Source organism: Ancylobacter defluvii, from assembly GCF_018390605.1.
Lineage (GTDB): Bacteria > Pseudomonadota > Alphaproteobacteria > Rhizobiales > Xanthobacteraceae > Ancylobacter > Ancylobacter defluvii.
This window is the reverse complement of record NZ_JAHBGD010000024.1, coordinates 390,591-408,135: the sequence shown is the minus strand read 5'-3', so window position 1 is coordinate 408,135 and position 17,545 is coordinate 390,591. Positions and strand designations below refer to the sequence as shown.

Annotated in this window: 16 protein-coding genes; 5 read left to right on the top strand and 11 right to left on the bottom strand. The window is 66.6% G+C overall.

Features of this window, described 5'->3' with window-relative positions:
- Nucleotides 1–282: 282 nt before the first annotated feature.
- Nucleotides 283–1,881, bottom strand: coding sequence for an ABC transporter substrate-binding protein (locus KHC24_RS18120; RefSeq protein ID WP_213364715.1), 1,599 nt, complete (start codon nt 1,879–1,881; stop codon nt 283–285).
- Between the two features lie 246 nt (nt 1,882–2,127).
- On the opposite strand from KHC24_RS18120, the gene KHC24_RS18115 reads away from it, so the two are divergent.
- The gene (locus KHC24_RS18115; RefSeq protein WP_213364714.1) at nt 2,128–3,333 is read left to right on the top strand and encodes an acyl-CoA dehydrogenase; all 1,206 of its coding nucleotides are present in this window, start codon (nt 2,128–2,130) and stop codon (nt 3,331–3,333) included.
- Between the two features lie 366 nt (nt 3,334–3,699).
- Here KHC24_RS18115 and KHC24_RS18110 read toward each other — a convergent pair whose 3' ends face one another.
- The 6 genes from KHC24_RS18110 to KHC24_RS18085 all read right to left on the bottom strand — a co-directional run bounded on the left by KHC24_RS18110 (nt 3,700) and on the right by KHC24_RS18085 (nt 8,714).
- On the bottom strand, nt 3,700–4,104 hold the full coding sequence (locus tag KHC24_RS18110) for a methylglyoxal synthase (protein ID WP_373878592.1): 405 nt from the start codon (nt 4,102–4,104) through the stop codon (nt 3,700–3,702).
- Nucleotides 4,105–4,120: 16 nt separating this feature from the next.
- Nucleotides 4,121–4,570, bottom strand: a complete 450-nt coding sequence (locus tag KHC24_RS18105) for an RrF2 family transcriptional regulator (protein WP_213364712.1) — start codon at nt 4,568–4,570, stop codon at nt 4,121–4,123.
- Nucleotides 4,571–4,674: 104 nt separating this feature from the next.
- Nucleotides 4,675–4,821, bottom strand: coding sequence for a hypothetical protein (locus tag KHC24_RS18100; protein ID WP_213364711.1), 147 nt, complete (start codon nt 4,819–4,821; stop codon nt 4,675–4,677).
- 119 nt (nt 4,822–4,940) lie between these two features.
- The gene (locus KHC24_RS18095; RefSeq protein WP_213364710.1) at nt 4,941–6,275 is read right to left on the bottom strand and encodes an ATP-dependent DNA helicase; all 1,335 of its coding nucleotides are present in this window, start codon (nt 6,273–6,275) and stop codon (nt 4,941–4,943) included.
- Nucleotides 6,276–6,323: 48 nt separating this feature from the next.
- A complete protein-coding gene (locus KHC24_RS18090) occupies nt 6,324–7,160 on the bottom strand; it encodes an EamA family transporter (RefSeq protein WP_213364709.1) in 837 nt (278 codons plus the stop codon).
- A 96-nt stretch (nt 7,161–7,256) separates the two neighbouring features.
- Nucleotides 7,257–8,714: an NAD-dependent succinate-semialdehyde dehydrogenase gene (locus tag KHC24_RS18085; protein ID WP_213364708.1), complete on the bottom strand. Its 1,458-nt coding sequence runs from the start codon at nt 8,712–8,714 to the stop codon at nt 7,257–7,259.
- 233 nt (nt 8,715–8,947) lie between these two features.
- Here KHC24_RS18085 and KHC24_RS18080 point away from each other — a divergent pair, with 233 nt between their 5' ends.
- Nucleotides 8,948–9,142 (top strand): hypothetical protein, encoded by a 195-nt coding sequence (locus KHC24_RS18080; RefSeq protein ID WP_213364707.1) that lies wholly within the window; start codon nt 8,948–8,950, stop codon nt 9,140–9,142.
- Nucleotides 9,143–9,256: 114 nt separating this feature from the next.
- Here KHC24_RS18080 and KHC24_RS18075 read toward each other — a convergent pair whose 3' ends face one another.
- Both KHC24_RS18075 and KHC24_RS18070 read right to left on the bottom strand, forming a co-directional pair.
- A complete protein-coding gene (locus KHC24_RS18075; protein WP_246547120.1) occupies nt 9,257–12,166 on the bottom strand; it encodes a DNA translocase FtsK in 2,910 nt (969 codons plus the stop codon).
- Between the two features lie 160 nt (nt 12,167–12,326).
- A complete protein-coding gene (locus KHC24_RS18070) occupies nt 12,327–12,647 on the bottom strand; it encodes a GNAT family N-acetyltransferase (RefSeq protein WP_213364706.1) in 321 nt (106 codons plus the stop codon).
- Between the two features lie 282 nt (nt 12,648–12,929).
- On the opposite strand from KHC24_RS18070, the gene KHC24_RS18065 reads away from it, so the two are divergent.
- Entirely contained in the window at nt 12,930–13,571 is a 642-nt protein-coding gene (locus KHC24_RS18065; RefSeq protein ID WP_246547118.1) for a nitroreductase family protein, read from the top strand.
- A gap of 151 nt (nt 13,572–13,722) precedes the next feature.
- Here the strand turns inward: KHC24_RS18065 and KHC24_RS18060 are convergent, their stop codons facing one another.
- On the bottom strand, nt 13,723–14,757 hold the full coding sequence (locus tag KHC24_RS18060; protein ID WP_213365178.1) for a glutamine synthetase beta-grasp domain-containing protein: 1,035 nt from the start codon (nt 14,755–14,757) through the stop codon (nt 13,723–13,725).
- Nucleotides 14,758–15,252: 495 nt separating this feature from the next.
- On the opposite strand from KHC24_RS18060, the gene KHC24_RS18055 reads away from it, so the two are divergent.
- Complete coding sequence (locus tag KHC24_RS18055) at nt 15,253–15,453, top strand: DUF2735 domain-containing protein (RefSeq protein ID WP_213364705.1); 201 nt, start codon at nt 15,253–15,255, stop codon at nt 15,451–15,453.
- A 319-nt stretch (nt 15,454–15,772) separates the two neighbouring features.
- On the top strand, nt 15,773–16,165 hold the full coding sequence (locus KHC24_RS18050; protein ID WP_213364704.1) for an acyl-CoA thioesterase: 393 nt from the start codon (nt 15,773–15,775) through the stop codon (nt 16,163–16,165).
- Nucleotides 16,166–16,248: 83 nt separating this feature from the next.
- On the opposite strand, the gene KHC24_RS18045 is transcribed toward KHC24_RS18050, so the two are convergent.
- Complete coding sequence (locus KHC24_RS18045) at nt 16,249–17,529, bottom strand: Bcr/CflA family efflux MFS transporter (RefSeq protein ID WP_213364703.1); 1,281 nt, start codon at nt 17,527–17,529, stop codon at nt 16,249–16,251.
- Between the last annotated feature and the right edge of the window lie 16 nt (nt 17,530–17,545).

Below are 17,545 nucleotides of genomic sequence, written 5' to 3'. Positions count from 1 at the left end.
GGACGGGACACTGAAGCGCAGCGCGCGCGATCACTGTGACGGCGTAAAAGCGACGCCGAGCGGGCCATCCGGTCCGGACGGCGACGGGCTCCATCGCCTTTTCCCCTGTGAGCCGTGACCTCACCGAAAGGGAAACGGGCGTGAACCCGGCAGGCTTGAAGACGGCGAAACACAAAACTCCGCCGGCTTTCACGGCGCTGCTCTAGCGCATCGGCAGGACCGCGGCGTTTCGAAAAAGCACGGTGCCGGCGGAGCGCTCCCTCCGCCGGCACCGGCATCACGTCACTTCAGGTCGACGCCGTAGAACTCGTGGCGGCCGAAGGGGCTCACCTTGTAGTCGACGACTTCCTTGCGGGTCGGCTCATAGACCACCGAGTGGGCGATGGTGAACCAGGGCGCATCTTCCTTCACGATGACCTGCGCCTGCTCGTAGAGCTTGGTGCGCTCGGCGACGTCCGAGATGGTCTTCGCCTTGTTGATGAGGGCGTCGAAGTCCTTGTTGCACCACTTGGCGAGGTTCTGCCCGCCCGGACGGGCGGCGGCGCAGCCGAGCAGGAAGAAGAAGTTGTCCGGATCGCCATTGTCGCCGGTCCAGCCGAGCTGGCCGGTCATGTGCTCGCCCTGCTGCAGGCGCTTGCGGTACTCACCCCACTCATAGGACACCAGCTTGGCGTTGATGCCGAGCTTGGAGAGGTCCGACTGCATCATCTCGGCGATGCGCTTGGCGTTGGGGTTGTAGGGGCGCTGCACCGGCATCCACCACAGATCGATGTCGAGCGGGGTCTTCACGCCGGCCGCGTCGAGCATCTGCTTGGCCTTGGCCGGATCGAACGGATAGTCCTTCACCGCGGTGTTGTAGGACCAGATGGTCGGCGGGATCGGGTTGATCGCCGCCTGGCCGGCGCCCTGGTAGACGTCCTTGATGATCGCCGCCTTGTCGATCGCCATGTTGAAGGCCTGGCGGACCTCCTTCTTGTCGAAGGGCGGCTTCTGGGTGTTGAAGGACAGATAGGCGATGTTGAGGCCCGGCTGCGACAGGAGGTTCAGCGCCGGATCGGTCTTCATCGCCGCGATGTCGGCCGGGTTCGGCGCGATCATCACATGGCACTCGCCCTTCTTCACCTTGGCGTAGCGGGCGGTGGGATCCGGGGTGATGGCGAAGACGAGGTTGTCCAGCGCCGGCTTGCCCTCGAAATAGGCCGGGTTGGCCTTGTAGCGGATCACCGCGTCCTTCTGGTAGTTCACGAAGGAGAACGGGCCGGTGCCGACCGGGATCTGGTCGAACTGCTCGGGGGTGCCCTTCTTGAGCAGGAAGTCGGCATATTCCTTCGACATGATGGTGCCGAAGTCCATGGCGAGGTTGGCCAGCATCGGCGCGTTGGGCTCGGTGAGGGTGAACTTCACCGTGTAGTCGTCCACCTTGTCGATCGACTTGAGCAGGTCGGGCATGCTCATGTCGTTGAAGTAGTCATACGCGCCGCCGGTGACCTTGTGGTACGGGTTCTCGGGCTTCCACTGGCGCTCGAACGAGAACAGCACGTCGTCGGCGTTGAAATCGCGGGTCGGCGTGAAGCCGTTGACGCCGGCGTGCCACTTCACCCCCTTGCGCAGCTTGAAGGTGATTTCCTTGCCGTCGTCGGACACCGTCCAGCTCTCGGCGAGGCCGGGCACCACCTTGGTCGAACCGCGCTCGAACTCGACGAGCTGGTTGTAGACCGGGCGGGCGGCGTCGAAGCTGGTGCCGGTGGTGTTGAGGGCCGGCGTGAAGTTCTCGGGGCTGCCCTCCGAGCAATAGACGAGCGTCTTGGCCGCGTAGGCCGGCGCGGACAGCGCCACAAGTACAGCCGCCGTGGCGGCTAGCTTGGCATTCAATACCGGCATGATGAGTTCCCCTTATGCGGATGTGCGGCGGTAGCCCGTTGCACGCGGGCTGATTATTGCCAGTTCGTCGCACCCATGACGGGAAATCAAACACGCCTTGATCGCTTGTGCAATAAGGCTTCTGGCCCCTACCAAAGTCGTATGTCTAGACATTTGGGGGCGGCTATGGGCGTCGCTGCCCCGCGGGTGTAAGACGGAAGCCACCGCGCCGGGGAGAGGCGCGGACGTATCAGGGAGACGAGACGAATGAACGCCGCGTTGCATGCCGCCCCCAAGGCGATCTTCGACTGGGAGGATCCGTTCGACCTCGACGGCCAGCTCACCGAGGAGGAGCGCATGGTGCGCGACACGGCGCGCGATTATGCCCAGGAAAATCTGATGCCGCGGGTAGCCTCCGCCTATCGCGAGGAGCGCTTCGACCGCGAAATCATGAGCGAGATGGGGGCACTCGGCCTGCTCGGCCCGACCATCCCGGAAGAATATGGCGGCGCCGGGCTCGGCTATGTCGCCTATGGGCTGGTGGCGCGAGAGGTCGAGCGGGTCGATTCGGGCTATCGATCGGCGATGAGCGTGCAGTCCTCGCTGGTGATGCACCCGATCCACGCCTATGGCAGCGAAGCCCAGAAGCAAAAATATCTGCCGAAGCTGGCCACCGGCGAGATCGTCGGCTGCTTCGGCCTGACCGAGCCGGATGCCGGCTCCGATCCCTCCGGCATGCGCACCCGCGCCGAGAAGATCGATGGCGGTTACCGGCTCAAGGGCGCCAAGATGTGGATCACCAACGCTCCCATTGCCGACGTCGCGGTGGTATGGGCAAAGTCTGCCGCGCATGACAATGCCATTCGCGGCTTCGTGCTGGAGCGCGGTACCAAGGGGCTGTCGCTGCCCAAGATCGAGGGCAAGCTCTCGCTGCGCGCCTCCGTCACCGGCGAGATCGTGATGGACGACGTCGAGGTGCCGGAAGAGGCGTTGCTGCCGAACGTTTCCGGGCTGAAGGGGCCGTTCGGCTGCCTCAACCGCGCCCGCTACGGCATCGGCTGGGGCACGATGGGGGCGGCGGAAGCGTGTTACGCGGCGGCGCGCTCCTATACGCTCGACCGCCATCAGTTCGGTCGGCCGCTGGCGGCCAACCAGCTGATCCAGAAGAAGCTCGCCGACATGGCGACCGAAATCGCCCTGGGTCTGCAACTCGCCCTGCGTGCCGGCCGGCTGTTCGACGACGGGCGCCTGTCGCCAGAGGCGATCTCGGTGCTGAAGCGCAACAATTGCGGCAAGGCGCTCGACATCGCCCGCGTCGCCCGCGACATGCATGGCGGCAACGGCATCTCGTCCGAATATCCGGTGATGCGCCACATGGTGAACCTCGAGACGGTGAACACCTATGAGGGCACGCACGACATTCACGCGCTGATCCTCGGCCGGGCGATCACCGGGATACAGGCATTCTTTTGAGAGGCGGGTTCCGGTTCTGCGAAGTCAGCTCCAAGTCCTGATCCGTCCGGAGCGCGGTCATCCAGAGGCGCCCGGCTGGAAGCCGTCCCTCTAAGGAGGTTGGACGGGCGCTCTCAAAAGCGATGCTTCGAGGCTCGCGGCGCTCGCACCTCGGCATGACGGTGTTCGAGGGATGTTCGGAGTGCGATGTTGCCCTTTCACTTCCCTCTCCCGTCGGGGGGAGGGGCCCGCGCAGCGGGCCGGTGAGGGGAGACAACATTGGGAAGCGTCGAAGACCCCTCACCCCAACCCTCTCCCCGTCGGGGAGAGGGAGTTGCCCATCTTGTCCTGTCGGGTCGCCTGCGAGGAGACCGGGCGGTAAGGGCTTCAGCCCCTTTCGCCCTCCAGCGAGGCGATCAGCATTTCCGCGCTGGCGATGTTGAGTGCCAGCGGGATGTCGTAGACCAGCGCAACGCGCATCAGCGCCTTGACGTCGACGTCGTGCGGCTGGGCGGTGAGCGGGTCGACCAGGAACACCAGCGCCCGCACCCGTCCCTCGGCGATGAGTGCGCCGATCTGCTGGTCGCCGCCGAGCGGGCCGCTCTTCAGCTTGGTGAGGCGGAGTTCGGGGCAGGCATCGAGGATGCGCCCGCCGGTGGTGCCGGTGGCGACGATGTCGAAGCGCGAGAGGACGTGGCGGTGCTCGGTCGCCCAGGCAACCATGTCGTGCTTCTTGCTGTCATGGGCGACGAGGCCGAGGAGGCCGGCAGCCGGGCCGGAGGCGGGCGGAATGCTCACGGGCAAGAGCTCATATGTGGTACATGAGGTCGGCGTTGGCATTGCGGGCGAAGGCCATCATCTCTTCAAGCGTCATCCGGTCCAGGATGTCGCTCATCGCGTCGCGCACCTTGCTCATAGTGACCTGGACCGCGCAGATCTTGAGATCCTGGCAGTCCTGGCACGGCACATAGGCACTCTTGGAGGCGCAGTTGATCGGCGCCAGCGGCCCGTCCAGCGTGCGGATGATGTGGCCGATGCGGATTTCCTTCGGCAGGCGCGACAGCGCGTAGCCGCCGCCCGGCCCTTTCTTGGAGCGCAGCATACCGGCATTGCGCAATTCCAGCAGGATGGCGTCGAGGAACTTCTTCGGAATGTTGTTGGCGGAGGCGATCTCGGCCCCCATGGCACTATGGCCGTGAGGCAAGCCGGCGAGGAACAGCATCGCCTTGAGCCCGTACTTGCCCTTATTGGTCAACATCGCCGCTATGAATCCCGACTGACCGGGCGAATCCGCCCGCCCGGCATTTCTTCATAGATGATAGATCAAGCGGCTTTTTGAAGAGGGCGCAAGGGGCGGGATGTTCAGCGTGCCGCAGCGGAGACGGTGATTGCCGTTGCCTGGACTTCCGCTTCGCTCGCGCCGGGATGCACGAAAAGCACCGCCGCGGCGATGGCGCCGTAAGCGAGTGCGAACATCAATGTGTGGCGATGGCGGACGATACGGCTCATGAAATCCTCTTCCATTCATAGTCTATGGACACCATGGACTATGTAAAGAGGGAATTCCATTAATCACGAGATTTTTTGCCGTCCCGTTTATTGTACGTAATTGTTTTGTATTTATGTCGTCAGCGAACCGGAAACAGCTCCGCTTCGGTCTCGAAGGCGGCGGCGAAGGCGGCCACGCGCCGGTCGATGCGGATGTCGCTGCTCCGAAGAGGGCGGACCAGCGACATCCCTTCCAGCGAGCGGGCGCGGGACAGCGCGACATAGGCCTGGCCGGCGGCGAAGGCGCCGGCGTCGAAATCGATGCGCACATCCTCCAGCGTCAGGCCCTGCGCCTTGTGCACGGTGACGGCCCAGGCGGGCACCAGCGGCAGCTGGGTGTAGGTGCCGACCACCTTGGCCTCGACCTTCCCTGTCGCCTCGTCCCAATCGTAGCGGATGCGCTCCCAGCTGACCCGCTCGATCTCGGCCACGCCGCCGGAATCGAGCCGGACGAAGGCGCGGTCGGGGGCGAGGCCGATCACCGTGCCGACCGAGCCGTTGACCCACTGCTTCTCCGGGTCGTTGCGTACCGTCATCACCCGGGCGCCGGTCTTCAAAAGCAGCGCCTCGGGAACCGGGAGGCGATCATTGGCGAGGTCGAACTCGCCCTGGCTCCCACCCTCATAGACGCGGCCGTCATCGGCGAGGGCTTCCAGGCCCCGGCGATTATAGGCATCGACACGGGCATTGGTCGGGGCGAGCACCACCGGGATGCGGCCCTCGCGATGCGGCCGGAAGCAGGCCTCGTTGATCGCCGCCACCGCTTCCGCCACGAAGCGGCCGGAACGCAGGGCGGCGAGGTGTTCCACGAAGGCGATATCCGACTGGCGCCAGACCCGGGTGAATGGCAGGCGGGCGAGCCCGACCTCGCGCAGGACCCTCGCGTCGAAGGCGAACGGTCCCTCATAGCCGAGATGGCCGAGAATCTCGCGTTCCGTCATCGGCACTACCGGCGGCAATTGCAGGAAATCGCCGACCAGCACGATCTGCACGCCACCGAACGGCTCTGGCCGGCCGCGGGCGATGCGCAGGCAGCGGTCGACGGCGTCGAGCACGTCGGCGCGGACCATCGACACCTCGTCGATGACGAGACGGTCGAGCTTCTTCATCAGGGTGCGCTTGGGCGAGCGCGGCCTGACCTGGTCAGGATCGACGAGGCGCGGCGGCAGGCCGAAGAAGGAATGGATGGTCTGGCCACCGAGCTGCAGCGCTGCCACTCCGGTGGGAGCGAGGAAGACCTGGCGGGAGCCGCCATGCTTGCGCAGCATGTGCAGGAAGGTGGTCTTGCCGGTGCCGGCGCCGCCCAGCACCATGGTCACCGGCGCCTGCTGGCGCAGCGTTGCAAGCGGCTGGGCGAAGTCGACCTCCATGTCGGTGGGGCGAATCGCGGTCTTGTCGGTGGCGGTCGTGTTCATGGGCCCAATTGAGCACAGCTGGGGCCGTCGCCCAAATCGGCGGGCCGGCTAGTGCAGCTTGATGAGGACGAGGCCGGCGACGATCAGCGCGGCGCCGGCAAGGCGGCTCGGACGGGGCGGTTCCTTCAGCAGGAACACGGCGATGACCGCGGCGAACAGCACGCTCGATTCCCGGACCGCCGAGACGAGGCCGATCGGTGCCTTGGTCATCGCCCAGATGGTGATCCAATAGGCCGAGAGCGACATCGCCCCGCCCAGGGCGCCGGGGCCGAGAAAGCCGAGCACCGGCCGCAGCGCCGCCGGCCGGTGGCGGAGCAACGCGACGGCGAGCACGCAGGGGCCTTCCATGAGGAACAGCCAGGCGGAATACAGATGCGGGCTGCCGGTGGTGCGGGCGCCCATGCCATCGATGATCGAGTAGACGGCGATGGAGAGGGCGCAACTGCCGGCCAGGACGAGGGCGCGGATGTCGAGATGCCCCTTGCGCGGCCAGGCGATGACCAGCACACCGGCCGCAAGAACCGCCACGCCGGCGATACCCTGCGCGTCGATCGGCTCGCCGAGCAAGACCAGCGAGAACAAGGTGGTGATCAGCGGCGAGCCGCCACGCGCCACCGGATAGACGAAGCTCATATCGGCGCGGCGATAGGCACCGGTCAGTGTCAGGTAGTAGACGAGGTGGACGGCGATGGAGCCGGCGATCCACGGCCAGACATAGGCTGGCGGCGGTCCCATCCACAGCGCGACCGGCAGGGCGATGACCGAGCAGGCGCCGGTGATCAGCACAACGGCGATGAACGGATCCAGCCGGATCTTCAGCAGGGCGTTCCAGCCCGCATGCATCGCGGCGGCGGCGATGACCGCCAGGAAGACGCTGGGTTCCATGAGTGGAGGGCCTGCCGGGAAGGGCCGGCCCCGCTGGAACGGCGGGCACGTGATAGACGATTCCGCGCCCGCCGCCGAGTTTTTATGACAGCTTCGTCACACCGCGAGGCGGGTGACGAACTTGGTGTTCACATAGGCTTCCATCGCCTCGGTGCCGCCTTCCGAGCCGTAGCCGGAGTCCTTGATGCCGCCGAACGGAACCTCGGGCAAAGCGAGCCCGTGATGGTTGATCGAGATCATGCCGCTCTCGACCCGGCGCGAGAACTCCTCGGCCGTGCGCGAGGAGGTGGTGTAGGCATAGGCCGCAAGGCCATAGGGCAGGCGATTGGCTTCCGCGATCACCGCCTCGGTCGAGGTGAAGGGCTGGATCGGCACCAGAGGGCCGAAGGGCTCCTCGTTGAGAATGCGCGAATCCGGCGCGAGATCGGTGATCACCGTCGGCTCGAAGAAATAGCCCTTATTGCCGATGCGCGCGCCGCCGGTGCGCAGCGTCGCGCCCTTCTGCACCGCGTCGGCGGTGAGCGCCTCCATGGCGTCGATGCGACGGGAGTTGACCAGCGGGCCCATGCGCACGCCGTCCTCGAGGCCGTTGCCGACCTTCATGCCCTTCACCGCCTCGGTGAAGCCGTCGACGAACTTGTTGTAGAGGTTCTCGTGGACCAGGAAGCGGGTGGGCGACACGCAGACCTGACCGGCATTGCGGAACTTGGCGCCGGAGAGCAGCTTCACCGCGTGATCGAGATCGGCATCCTCGAACACCACCGCCGGGGCATGGCCGCCGAGCTCCATGGTGACGCGCTTCATATGCGCACCGGCGAGCGCGGCAAGCTGCTTGCCGACCACGGTGGAGCCGGTGAAGGTGATCTTCTTCACGATCGGATGCGGGATGAGATAGTTGGAGATCTCCGCGGGCACGCCGAAGACCAGGTTGACCACGCCCGCCGGCACGCCGGCATCCTGATAGGCCTTGAACAGCGCGGCGCAGGAGGCGGGGGTGTCTTCCGGTCCCTTCAGGATGATCGAGCAGCCGGCGGCGAGCGCCGCGGAGGCCTTGCGCACCGCCTGGTTGATCGGGAAGTTCCACGGCGTGAAGGCGGCGACGACGCCGACCGGCTCGCGGATCACCTCCTGGTGGATGTTTTCCGCGCGGGGGGCGATGACACGGCCGTACTGGCGGCGGCCTTCCTCGGCGAACCAGTCGATGATGTCGGCGGCGGCCAGCGTCTCGACGCGCGCCTCGGGAAGCGGCTTGCCCTGCTCCAGGGTCATGATGCGCGAAATGTCCTCGGCGCGCTCACGCAGGATCTCGCCGGCCTTGCGCATGATCTTGTAGCGCTCATGCGCCGGCACGCGCTTCCACACCGCAAAACCCTTCTCCGCCGCGGCGAGGGCATCGTCGAGATCGGCGATCGAGGCATGGGCGAGGGTGCCGATGACCTCTTCCGTTGCCGGATCGACGATGGGCTGGCTGGCGGCGGCACCGCCATGGCGCGAGCCTTCGCGCCAGACGCCGTCGATGAACAGAAGGACATCGGGATAGGAGACGGTGGACATGGAAACCTCTTGGAAAAAAGGCGCCGACGTGAGGAGTGCCCGATGGGGCTACGGGGCGTCGCGGTATTCCACACCTAATCGCCCGGCCCTCCGGTTGGAAGGGCCGAATGCGCGATTGGATCCGGGATTTGCGCAGAGCGGTTGTTCATCGAGCGGGAACAATGGCCGGCGGCAGGCGTTGCCGAGGACGGGCCTCGGCCCGGCATTTTACCTCACCGGCACATCGGGGGTTCATGGATCGCGAGCGAACCAATGACGGCGTTGCGCAAACCGACAGCCGGCGGGCGGATGACCGGCCGGCCAAGGATCGGCGGAACCGGCGCTGGTGGCAGCGCAGTTGGGGCGCGGCGCTGATGCTCGTCGGCGCCGCCTTGCTGATGGGCGCGGTACTGACCGTGTGGAGCGAGGCGGCATTGTTCGGAGGCTAGCGCCTCCGTGGCGGGTGCCACTGTCTCGGCATCGTGCTCCCTGCGAGAAACGGAAAACGGCCCCGGCTTTGAAGGCCGGGGCCGTTTTTCTACGTGGTCTATGGAACGCTGGCGTCAGTGGCCCGAGCGGCCGTCGGAGATGATCTCGCGCTTGCCGGCATGGTTGGCCGGACCGACCAGCCCCTCATTCTCCATGCGCTCCATGATCGAGGCGGCGCGGTTGTAGCCGATCTGCAGCCGGCGCTGGATGTAGCTGGTCGAGGCCTTGCGGTCGCGCATCACCACCGCCACCGCCTGATCGTAGAGATCGCCGGTCTCCGATCCCATCGCGCTGGCGTCGAACACCGCGACATCGCCGGCGGGCGGGGCGGCGTCCTCGTCGTCCTCCGCCGTCACGTCGTCGAGATAGTCCGGCCGGCCCTGCGCCTTCAGATGCTCGACGACGCGCTCGACCTCCTGATCGGAAACGAACGGGCCGTGGACGCGCGAGATCCGTCCGCCGCCGGCCATGTACAGCATGTCGCCCTGGCCGAGCAGCTGCTCGGCGCCCATCTCGCCAAGGATGGTCCGCGAGTCGATCTTGCTCGTCACCTGGAAGGAGATGCGGGTGGGGAAGTTGGCCTTGATGGTGCCGGTGATCACGTCGACCGAGGGACGCTGGGTCGCCATGATCAGATGGATGCCGGCGGCGCGGGCCATCTGGGCGAGGCGCTGGATGGCGCCTTCGATGTCCTTGCCGGCGACCATCATCAGGTCGGCCATCTCGTCGACGACGATGACGATGTAGGGGAGGGCGGAGAGATCCATGATCTCCTCCTCCTCGATCATCTCGCCGGTCTCGCGATCGAAGCCCTTCTGGATGGTGCGGGTGATGATCTCGCCCTTGGCCATTGCTTCCGCCACCCGGGCGTTGAAGCCGTCGATGTTGCGGACACCGAGGCGGCTCATCTTTTTGTAGCGCTCCTCCATCTCGCGCACCGCCCATTTGAGGGCGACGATGGCCTTCTTGGGGTCGGTGACGACGGGGGTGAGCAAATGCGGGATGCCCTCATAAACGGAGAGTTCCAGCATCTTCGGGTCGATCATGATCAGCCGGCACTGGTCCGGCCGGTGCCGGTAGAGCAGGCTCAGGATCATGGTGTTGATGGCGACCGACTTGCCGGAGCCGGTGGTCCCGGCGACCAGCAGATGCGGCATCTTGGCAAGATCGACGATCACCGGCTCGCCGCCGATGGTCTTGCCGAGCCCGATGCCGAGCTTGGCCTTGGCGGCCTCGAACTCGTGGCTGGAGAGCATCTCGCGCAGCCACACCGTCTCGCGGCGCTGGTTGGGCAGCTCGATGCCGATGACGTTGCGGCCTTCCACCACCGCCACGCGGGCGGAAATGGCGCTCATCGACCGGGAGATGTCGGCGGACAGGCCGATGACGCGGCTCGACTTGATGCCGGGGGCCGGCTCCAGCTCGTAGAGCGTGACCACCGGGCCGGGATTGGCGTCGATGATCTCGCCGCGCACGCCGAAATCGTGCAGCACTTGCTGCAGCTTCACCGAATTGCGCTCGAGGAACTCCTCCGAGAGCTCGTAATCGGGCTCGACTTCCGGCGGTTCGGTGAGCAGTTCGAGCGGCGGCAGCTCATAGCCGACCCGCGCGGGCAGCGCCGCCGGCGGGGGAGCCGGGCGTGCAGCCGGCGCGGTCCGGCGTTCGGGCATCGGGGTCGGCTGGGTCGCGACCGGGGCCGGGCGTTCCGTAGCCGGGGCCGGCGCCGGGGCGGAGGCGGCGATGGCGAAGGCCGGCCAGGAGAAGGTGACGGCGGCGCCGCCCAGTGCATAGGGCGCGTCGAAGGCCGCGGCGAGATCGGGCTCTGCCGCCACGGCGGCCAGCAGATCCTCGACCGGCGCGCTTTCGACGATCACCGCTTCGGCGGGGGCGGGGGCGACGGCCTCGTCCGCGGCGAGTTCCTGGAACGGGCCATCATCGAGATCGTCCTCGTCCTCGGCGACGTCTTCCTCGTCCCAGCCGGCGTCCGCCTCGTCCTCGTCTTCGTCGCTATCGGCGAGCATCTGCTCGATGGCGTCGATGTCGCTATCCGTCTCGTCGGCGACCAGCATTTCCTCCTCCGGAGAGGCAAGGGGCTGGCCGGTCTGGACGATTCCGTCGTCATGGATCGGCGGGAACATCGGCGCATCGATCGCCATGTCCTGATGCGCCGGAACCACCGGCGGCTCGGCCCAGCCGAGCTGGATCAGGCCAGCGATGCGCTGGATGGAGTTCGGCTGGCCGGCCTGGGGCGTATAGGTGGCGCTGACGACCGGGGTCGGCACGCTCGGCAGGCTGGGCTCGGCGGCGACCGGCTCGGCATCAACAAGCGCAGCGGCGACAGGTTCGGGCACCGCGGCGACGGGAGCTGCCGGGAATTCGCTGTTGGGGGTCGCCGGCTGGAGAATCGGCGAGGCCGGGGGCTTGCGCGGCGGCACCACCAGCGCCGGCGGACGCGCCGCCGCGGACGCGGCGGCATCGACCGGCGCGGCAGTCGGGACGGTCGCGACCGGAGACGGCAGTACGGGTTCCGGTTCCGGCGCCGGCGGCTGGCGCAGCAGATAGTCCGGCGTGCGGGTGAAGCGGGTGTTGGGCGGCATGGTGAAGGGCTGCAGCCAGCTCGGGATCACCACCCGCGGACCGGGAGCCACCGCCGGGATCGGATTGCCGGCATAAGCGGGCTCGCGCAGTACTGCGGGATCACGGGCGACCACCGGCACGCGCGGCATCCCGGTGGCGGGATAGCCGGCGGAAACCGAGCGGGCGGCCGGGCGGCCGGGCGGCTCGGCGAGCGGCGCACTGGCATAGAGCGAGGGCGCCGGCAGGGTGGAGCCGGGGCCGCCGGCCGGATTCTTCACCTGGGGTGGCGGCGGCGCGTTCAGCTTGTGATTGGCGCGGGAGACCAGGCGCGGGGCGCGCGCGGCGTCGTCCGACGTGCCGGTGGACGGGGAACCATTCCGATCGGAAGGACGATCCGGGAAACGCATGAGCCGCCAAACCTGTGCCGCTGGAACCGTGACGGCCCGCCATTGGCGGCCCGCCTCTCAACTGGCCTTAGGCATAGAAGATCAGCGTTAATGAAGCGTTTGAGGCCGGCGCTTTCCCCAACGGGTGATGCGCCGGCGCAACGCTATCACAGTGAGGCGCTCAGCTCGGCAGGCCGAGCGTGGCGCGGATTTCCGGCGCCATCAGATTGTGCGTCTCCGGGTGCTTGATCATGTAGCGGCCGAATACCGCACAGCGCGGAATGACCGACAAATGCCGCTCGCGCGCGCTGGCGAGACCCGCTTCCACCAGCCGGGTGGCGAGGCCGCGCCCGCCGAGTTCCGCCGGAACCTCGGTATGTGTGAAGATGATGTGGTCCGGGGCCAGCACATATTGGGCGATGGCGAGATGCCCGTCGACCTCGATCTCGAATCGGTCCTGGGCGCGGTTGTCGCGAACCGGGATTTCGCCGTTCATGCTCATTTCATGCTCCTTGGAGGCTGTGCCCCGTTCTGGGGATCTGCCGTGCCAGCATGCGGCAAAGGATGGGATATTGTCGACCAAAACCGCCCGCCGTCGCGCCCCCGCTTCACGCCGGAAGGGTAAAATCCTTGCGCGGGCGGCTGCGGAATCTCTACCGGCGAGGCTCGACCGTGAGATTTCGGTCGGCGATTTTGACCGCCCCCTGGGGCTGAGCTATGCCGGACCTGTCGTCAATCTCCGCGGACGGCCGGGGTTCCCGCGGTGCCAGGCTGAAGGATCGCCATGTCCGACATCACGTCCGAACCCGTCCTAGAAGGCGCTGTCCTCCGATCGGCGCCGCATTTGCTCGATGCCATGGCGCGCCGTCGCTCGGTCCCGGCGGCGGCATTGGCCGCGCCGGCTCCATCTGATGAACAATTGCGGCAGATACTGACTCTGGCCGTGCGGGTGCCCGACCATGGCCTGCGCGAGCCCTGGCGCTTCGTGGTGATTGCCGGGGAGGCGCGGGCGGAACTGGGCCGCGGCCTCGCGCCGCTCTATCGCGCCGCCAATCCGCAGATGGACGCGCCGAAGCGGGAAAAATTCGCCGGCATCATGGAGCGGCTGTTCCTCTCGGCTCCGATGGCGGTGGTGGTGATCAGCCGTCCCGATCGTGCCTGCGCCATCCCGCTATTCGAGCAGGAGCTTTCTGCCGGCGCTGTGTGCATGAACCTGCTGCACGCGGCGCAGGCGTCGGGATTCGGGGCGATGTGGGTGACCGGATGGGCGGCGACCAATCCTGATGCCGCCGCCTTGATCGGCGCCGGGGAAGGGGAGCGGATCGCCGGCATCCTGCATGTCGGAACGGCCGCAAGCATGCCGCCCGAACGGTCGCGGCCGGACGTGGAGGCGTTGACCAGCTTCTGGGCTCCGCCGGCGGCATGAGGCGGCGTCGGCGAGCCTTAGGCTCGTCAGGCTCTCGCCTTGCCTGGAGCTGCCCGGTAGCCAGACAATAGAAAGCCCGGCACGCCTTTCGGGCGCACCGGGCTTTCGAAGAGAAGCGGCGACGCAGGCACAGCCGCATCGCCGCCGAAGATCACGCCGCGGCGGAGGCGGCGGTGGAGACTTCCGAGATCGTCTTCAGAACCTGGGAGGCGATCGCATAGGGGTCGCCCTGGGAGTTCGGGCGGCGATCCTCGAGATAGCCCTTGTAGTCGTTCTTGATGAAGGAGTGCGGAACGCGGATCGACGCGCCGCGGTCAGCCACGCCGTAGGAGAACTTGTTCCACGGAGCGGTTTCGTGCTTGCCGGTCAGACGCAGGTGGTTGTCCGGACCGTAGACGGAGATGTGGTCGTCGAGGTTCTTCTCGAAGGCCGCCATCATGGCTTCGAAATAGGCCTTGCCGCCGACTTCGCGCATGAACTTCGTGGAGAAGTTGCAGTGCATGCCCGAGCCGTTCCAGTCGGTGTCGCCGAGCGGCTTGCAGTGGAACTCGATGTCCACGCCGTACTTCTCCGTCAGGCGCTGCAGCAGGTAGCGGGCCATCCACACTTCGTCGGCGGCCTTCTTGGAGCCCTTGCCGAAGATCTGGAATTCCCACTGGCCCTTCGCGACTTCCGCGTTGATGCCTTCGTGGTTGATGCCGGCCTCGAGGCAGAGCTCGAGGTGCTCTTCGACGATCTGGCGGGCGACGTCGCCGACGTTCTTGTAGCCGACGCCGGTGTAGTAGGGGCCCTGCGGCGCCGGATAACCGTGCTCGGGGAAGCCCAGCGGACGACCGTCCTTGTAGAAGAAGTACTCCTGCTCGAAGCCGAACCAGGCGCCTTCATCGTCCAGAATGGTGGCGCGCGCATTGGTGGCGTGCGGGGTGACGCCATCGGGCATCATCACTTCGCACATCACCAGGACGCCGTTCTTGCGGGCCGGGTCGGGATAAAGCGCGACGGGCTTCAGCACGCAATCCGAGCTGCGGCCTTCGGCCTGCATGGTCGACGAGCCATCGAAGCCCCATAGCGGGAGCTCCTCGAGCGACGGGAAGTGATCGAATTCCTTGATTTGCGTCTTGCCACGCAGATTGGGGACCGGCGTGTAACCGTCCAGCCAGATGTATTCGAGTTTGTATTTCGTCATATCGGGTCTCTCGTAAGCTGGCGACGCCAACAAGGTTGCAGCCAGTGACCGTCGAGGGTTCGGGCACCAACAGCCTGTGAAATTCGAAGCACTATTCGTGCCAATTGGCGCACACGCGTGCCGGCGGTATCGCCATGCCCGGATCCGCCCTGGTGGCATCGGTAAAAGACCCGCCGATCATGAGGGCGGCGCCGCGTCGGCGGCGGCGCGGCAAGCCGGCGGCGAGGTCTGTGGCGCCTGGAGTCGCGGTGCCGCGTCAGCCGTGGGCGGCGGGTTGAACGTCGCAATGAACCGGCGGGCCACTTGCGCGTTGACCGACGGATGGCCGCATTCCGCGCCGCTTTCCTGCCGACTGTCGGAGCATTTCGGTGGGTGGTTAAATTATATGCAAGTAGTGATATTTTTTTACTCAAAATGATCGATATCCGGGCAATGCGTGCTATATAGGAGTGACCGCCGTTGCCGGCTGGCGCGGTGTAAACAGGAGAAGAAACGATGAATGTGAGTTCCATTGGCGGTTCCGCCAAGATCTATGAGTTCCCACGGGGTGGCCGGGCCGGCTTGGCGGGTCGTCGCGAATCCGAGCGTTTCGACGTCAATGCCGCCGCCTTGCGCGCCATGCCGGTGATTTTTGACGCCGGTTGGTATCACGAAGAGGCGATCAAGCAGGATCAGCCGACCGGCAAGCGGTCGTGACGCGCGTGGATCGATGTCCGGCAACAGTCCGTGCTCGGTATGGTCGATACATCTGAGAGGGCCGGCGCGCAGCGTTTCGGCCCTCTTTTGTTATGTGCCCGTGAACCGGGCTTCGTGACTAAATTCTAGGCGGTATTCTGCCCGCTCTCCCGATCAACCGTCATTTGACGGCGGGCATTCCATCGCGCGTCTCGATCAAAGAAGCGACGGGCGCGCAGCGTCGTCGCGTCGTCTCATACTATTAGACAATTTCCAGATTTCCGGCTTCGCCGTTCCGTGGCTTTTGCCTTCGATGCGCTCCTCGGGACGATGCCGGATCATGACAGACGACATTCTGAAGCCGCCGAACGACAGCCCGGTCATCCGCACCATCGCCATGCCGGCCGATACCAATCCCGCCGGCGACATCTTCGGCGGCTGGCTGATGGCCCATATGGATCTCGCGGCCGGCAACGTCGCCACCCGCCGGGTCAAGGGCCGCGCCGCCACGGTGGCGGTGGAGGCGATGGCGTTTCTCAGCCCGGTGCTGGTCGGCGACGAGGTCAGCTTCTACGGCACCGTCATCGCCACCGGTCGCACCTCGCTGAAGATCCGCATCGAGGCCTGGCGCCGCAAGCGCGAGGGCGAGGAGATCATCAAGGTCACCGAGGCGACCTTCACCTTCGTGGCGATCGACAAGGACCGGCGGCCGCGCCCGATCGATCCCATCTGACCCTCCGCGCCAGGCGGCGGGAGCCGCCGAGAGAACCGCCTTTTGGCCGTTCACCGTTCGCCGCCCGCGAGCGATCGGCCGCGTCAGTCGGATAGGTGTTGGCGGCGGGAGCGACGGGCGATGAGAAGGCCGGCGAGGCCGCTTCCCATCGATATCGATACGATCCAGCCCACCGAGAGCGAATCGTGGCCGACAAGGCCGACGAACAGTGTCACCAGTGCCCCGACCGCCATCTGGATGAAGCCGTAGAGGCTGGAGGCGGTGCCGACGGCGTGGGGATTGGCGCTCATCGCCAGCGTCGCCGCGCCCGGATTGGCGAAGCCGCCGGCATAGGTCATCAGGAACAGCGGCGCGACCAGCGTCGCCACGGTATCCGGCGCGATGGCACGCCCGATGAGGAAGGCGACTGCCGCCAGCGTGGCGCCGGACGTGCCGATGAGCGCGATGGAGTCGAGGCTCATCCGGCGAGCGGCCTGCCGGGCGGTGAGGGCGCCGAGGATCGAGCCGGCGACCACCGCCAGATAGATGAAGCCGATGCCGAGGCTGGCATGCGGCAATTCCTCGCCGACGAGGAAGGGCAGGGCGGCATAGAAGGCATAGGCGGTGACGGTGCAGGCGGCGCCGCACAGCGAATAGCCCATGAAGGCCGGCAGGCGCAGGAGCCGGCCATAGCCCAGCGCCATGCCGGAGAGGCTTAGCGGTGCGCTGCGCTCGGAATTGGTTTCCGGGAACCGCAGATAGAGCAGCAGCAGGATGATCGCCGCCGCAACCAGCAGCACCGCGAACAGCATGCGCCAGCCGAGCAGGAGCGAGAGATAGCTGCCGACCAGCGGCGCCACGGCCGAGGAGAGCGTGATCGCCGAGGCGAGCACGGCGAGTGCCGCCACCGCGCCCGGACCGGACGAGGTTTCGCGGATTGTGGCGCGACCGATGACCAGCCCGGCGCAACTGCCCACCGATTGCAGCACCCGCGCCACCAGCAGGGTGCCAAGGCTCGGCGCCAGCAGGGCGCCGACCGTGCCGACGAGATAGATGCTGATGCCACTGAGGATGACCGGGCGGCGGCCGAAGCGGTCGGAGATCGGGCCGTGCACGATCTGGCCGAGGGCGAGGCCCACCAGATAGAGCGTGACGGTAAGCTGGATCTGCGATGGGCTCGCCGACAATGCCGCCGCCGCCGCCGGCAGGGCCGGCACGAAGACATGCATGCTGAAGGTGGCCACGGCCGTGGTCATCGCCATCAGCAGCAGATTGACCCGCGGACGCGGCGCGTCGGGCGCTCTATCCGCGGCGGCGTCATCGACGGGGGCGGGCGTCTCATCGGGCTCGGGAAGCTCGACCGTCGCAAGGGCGGGCGCGTTCATCGGGCACGTCCGGCGT

Excerpts from the sequence above, each read along its gene's own strand:
- KHC24_RS18120 (WP_213364715.1), bottom strand. The coding sequence starts at position 1,881 with ATGCCGGTATTGAATGCCAAGCTAGCCGCCACGGCGGCTGTACTTGTG.
- KHC24_RS18115 (WP_213364714.1), top strand. The coding sequence starts at position 2,128 with ATGAACGCCGCGTTGCATGCCGCCCCCAAGGCGATCTTCGACTGGGAG.
- KHC24_RS18105 (WP_213364712.1), bottom strand. The coding sequence starts at position 4,570 with ATGTTGACCAATAAGGGCAAGTACGGGCTCAAGGCGATGCTGTTCCTC.
- KHC24_RS18100 (WP_213364711.1), bottom strand. The coding sequence starts at position 4,821 with ATGAGCCGTATCGTCCGCCATCGCCACACATTGATGTTCGCACTCGCT.
- KHC24_RS18095 (WP_213364710.1), bottom strand. The coding sequence starts at position 6,275 with ATGAACACGACCGCCACCGACAAGACCGCGATTCGCCCCACCGACATG.
- KHC24_RS18090 (WP_213364709.1), bottom strand. The coding sequence starts at position 7,160 with ATGGAACCCAGCGTCTTCCTGGCGGTCATCGCCGCCGCCGCGATGCAT.
- KHC24_RS18085 (WP_213364708.1), bottom strand. The coding sequence starts at position 8,714 with ATGTCCACCGTCTCCTATCCCGATGTCCTTCTGTTCATCGACGGCGTC.
- KHC24_RS18080 (WP_213364707.1), top strand. The coding sequence starts at position 8,948 with ATGGATCGCGAGCGAACCAATGACGGCGTTGCGCAAACCGACAGCCGG.
- KHC24_RS18075 (WP_246547120.1), bottom strand. The coding sequence starts at position 12,166 with ATGCGTTTCCCGGATCGTCCTTCCGATCGGAATGGTTCCCCGTCCACC.
- KHC24_RS18070 (WP_213364706.1), bottom strand. The coding sequence starts at position 12,647 with ATGAGCATGAACGGCGAAATCCCGGTTCGCGACAACCGCGCCCAGGAC.
- KHC24_RS18065 (WP_246547118.1), top strand. The coding sequence starts at position 12,930 with ATGTCCGACATCACGTCCGAACCCGTCCTAGAAGGCGCTGTCCTCCGA.
- KHC24_RS18060 (WP_213365178.1), bottom strand. The coding sequence starts at position 14,757 with ATGACGAAATACAAACTCGAATACATCTGGCTGGACGGTTACACGCCG.
- KHC24_RS18055 (WP_213364705.1), top strand. The coding sequence starts at position 15,253 with ATGAATGTGAGTTCCATTGGCGGTTCCGCCAAGATCTATGAGTTCCCA.
- KHC24_RS18050 (WP_213364704.1), top strand. The coding sequence starts at position 15,773 with ATGACAGACGACATTCTGAAGCCGCCGAACGACAGCCCGGTCATCCGC.
- KHC24_RS18045 (WP_213364703.1), bottom strand. The coding sequence starts at position 17,529 with ATGAACGCGCCCGCCCTTGCGACGGTCGAGCTTCCCGAGCCCGATGAG.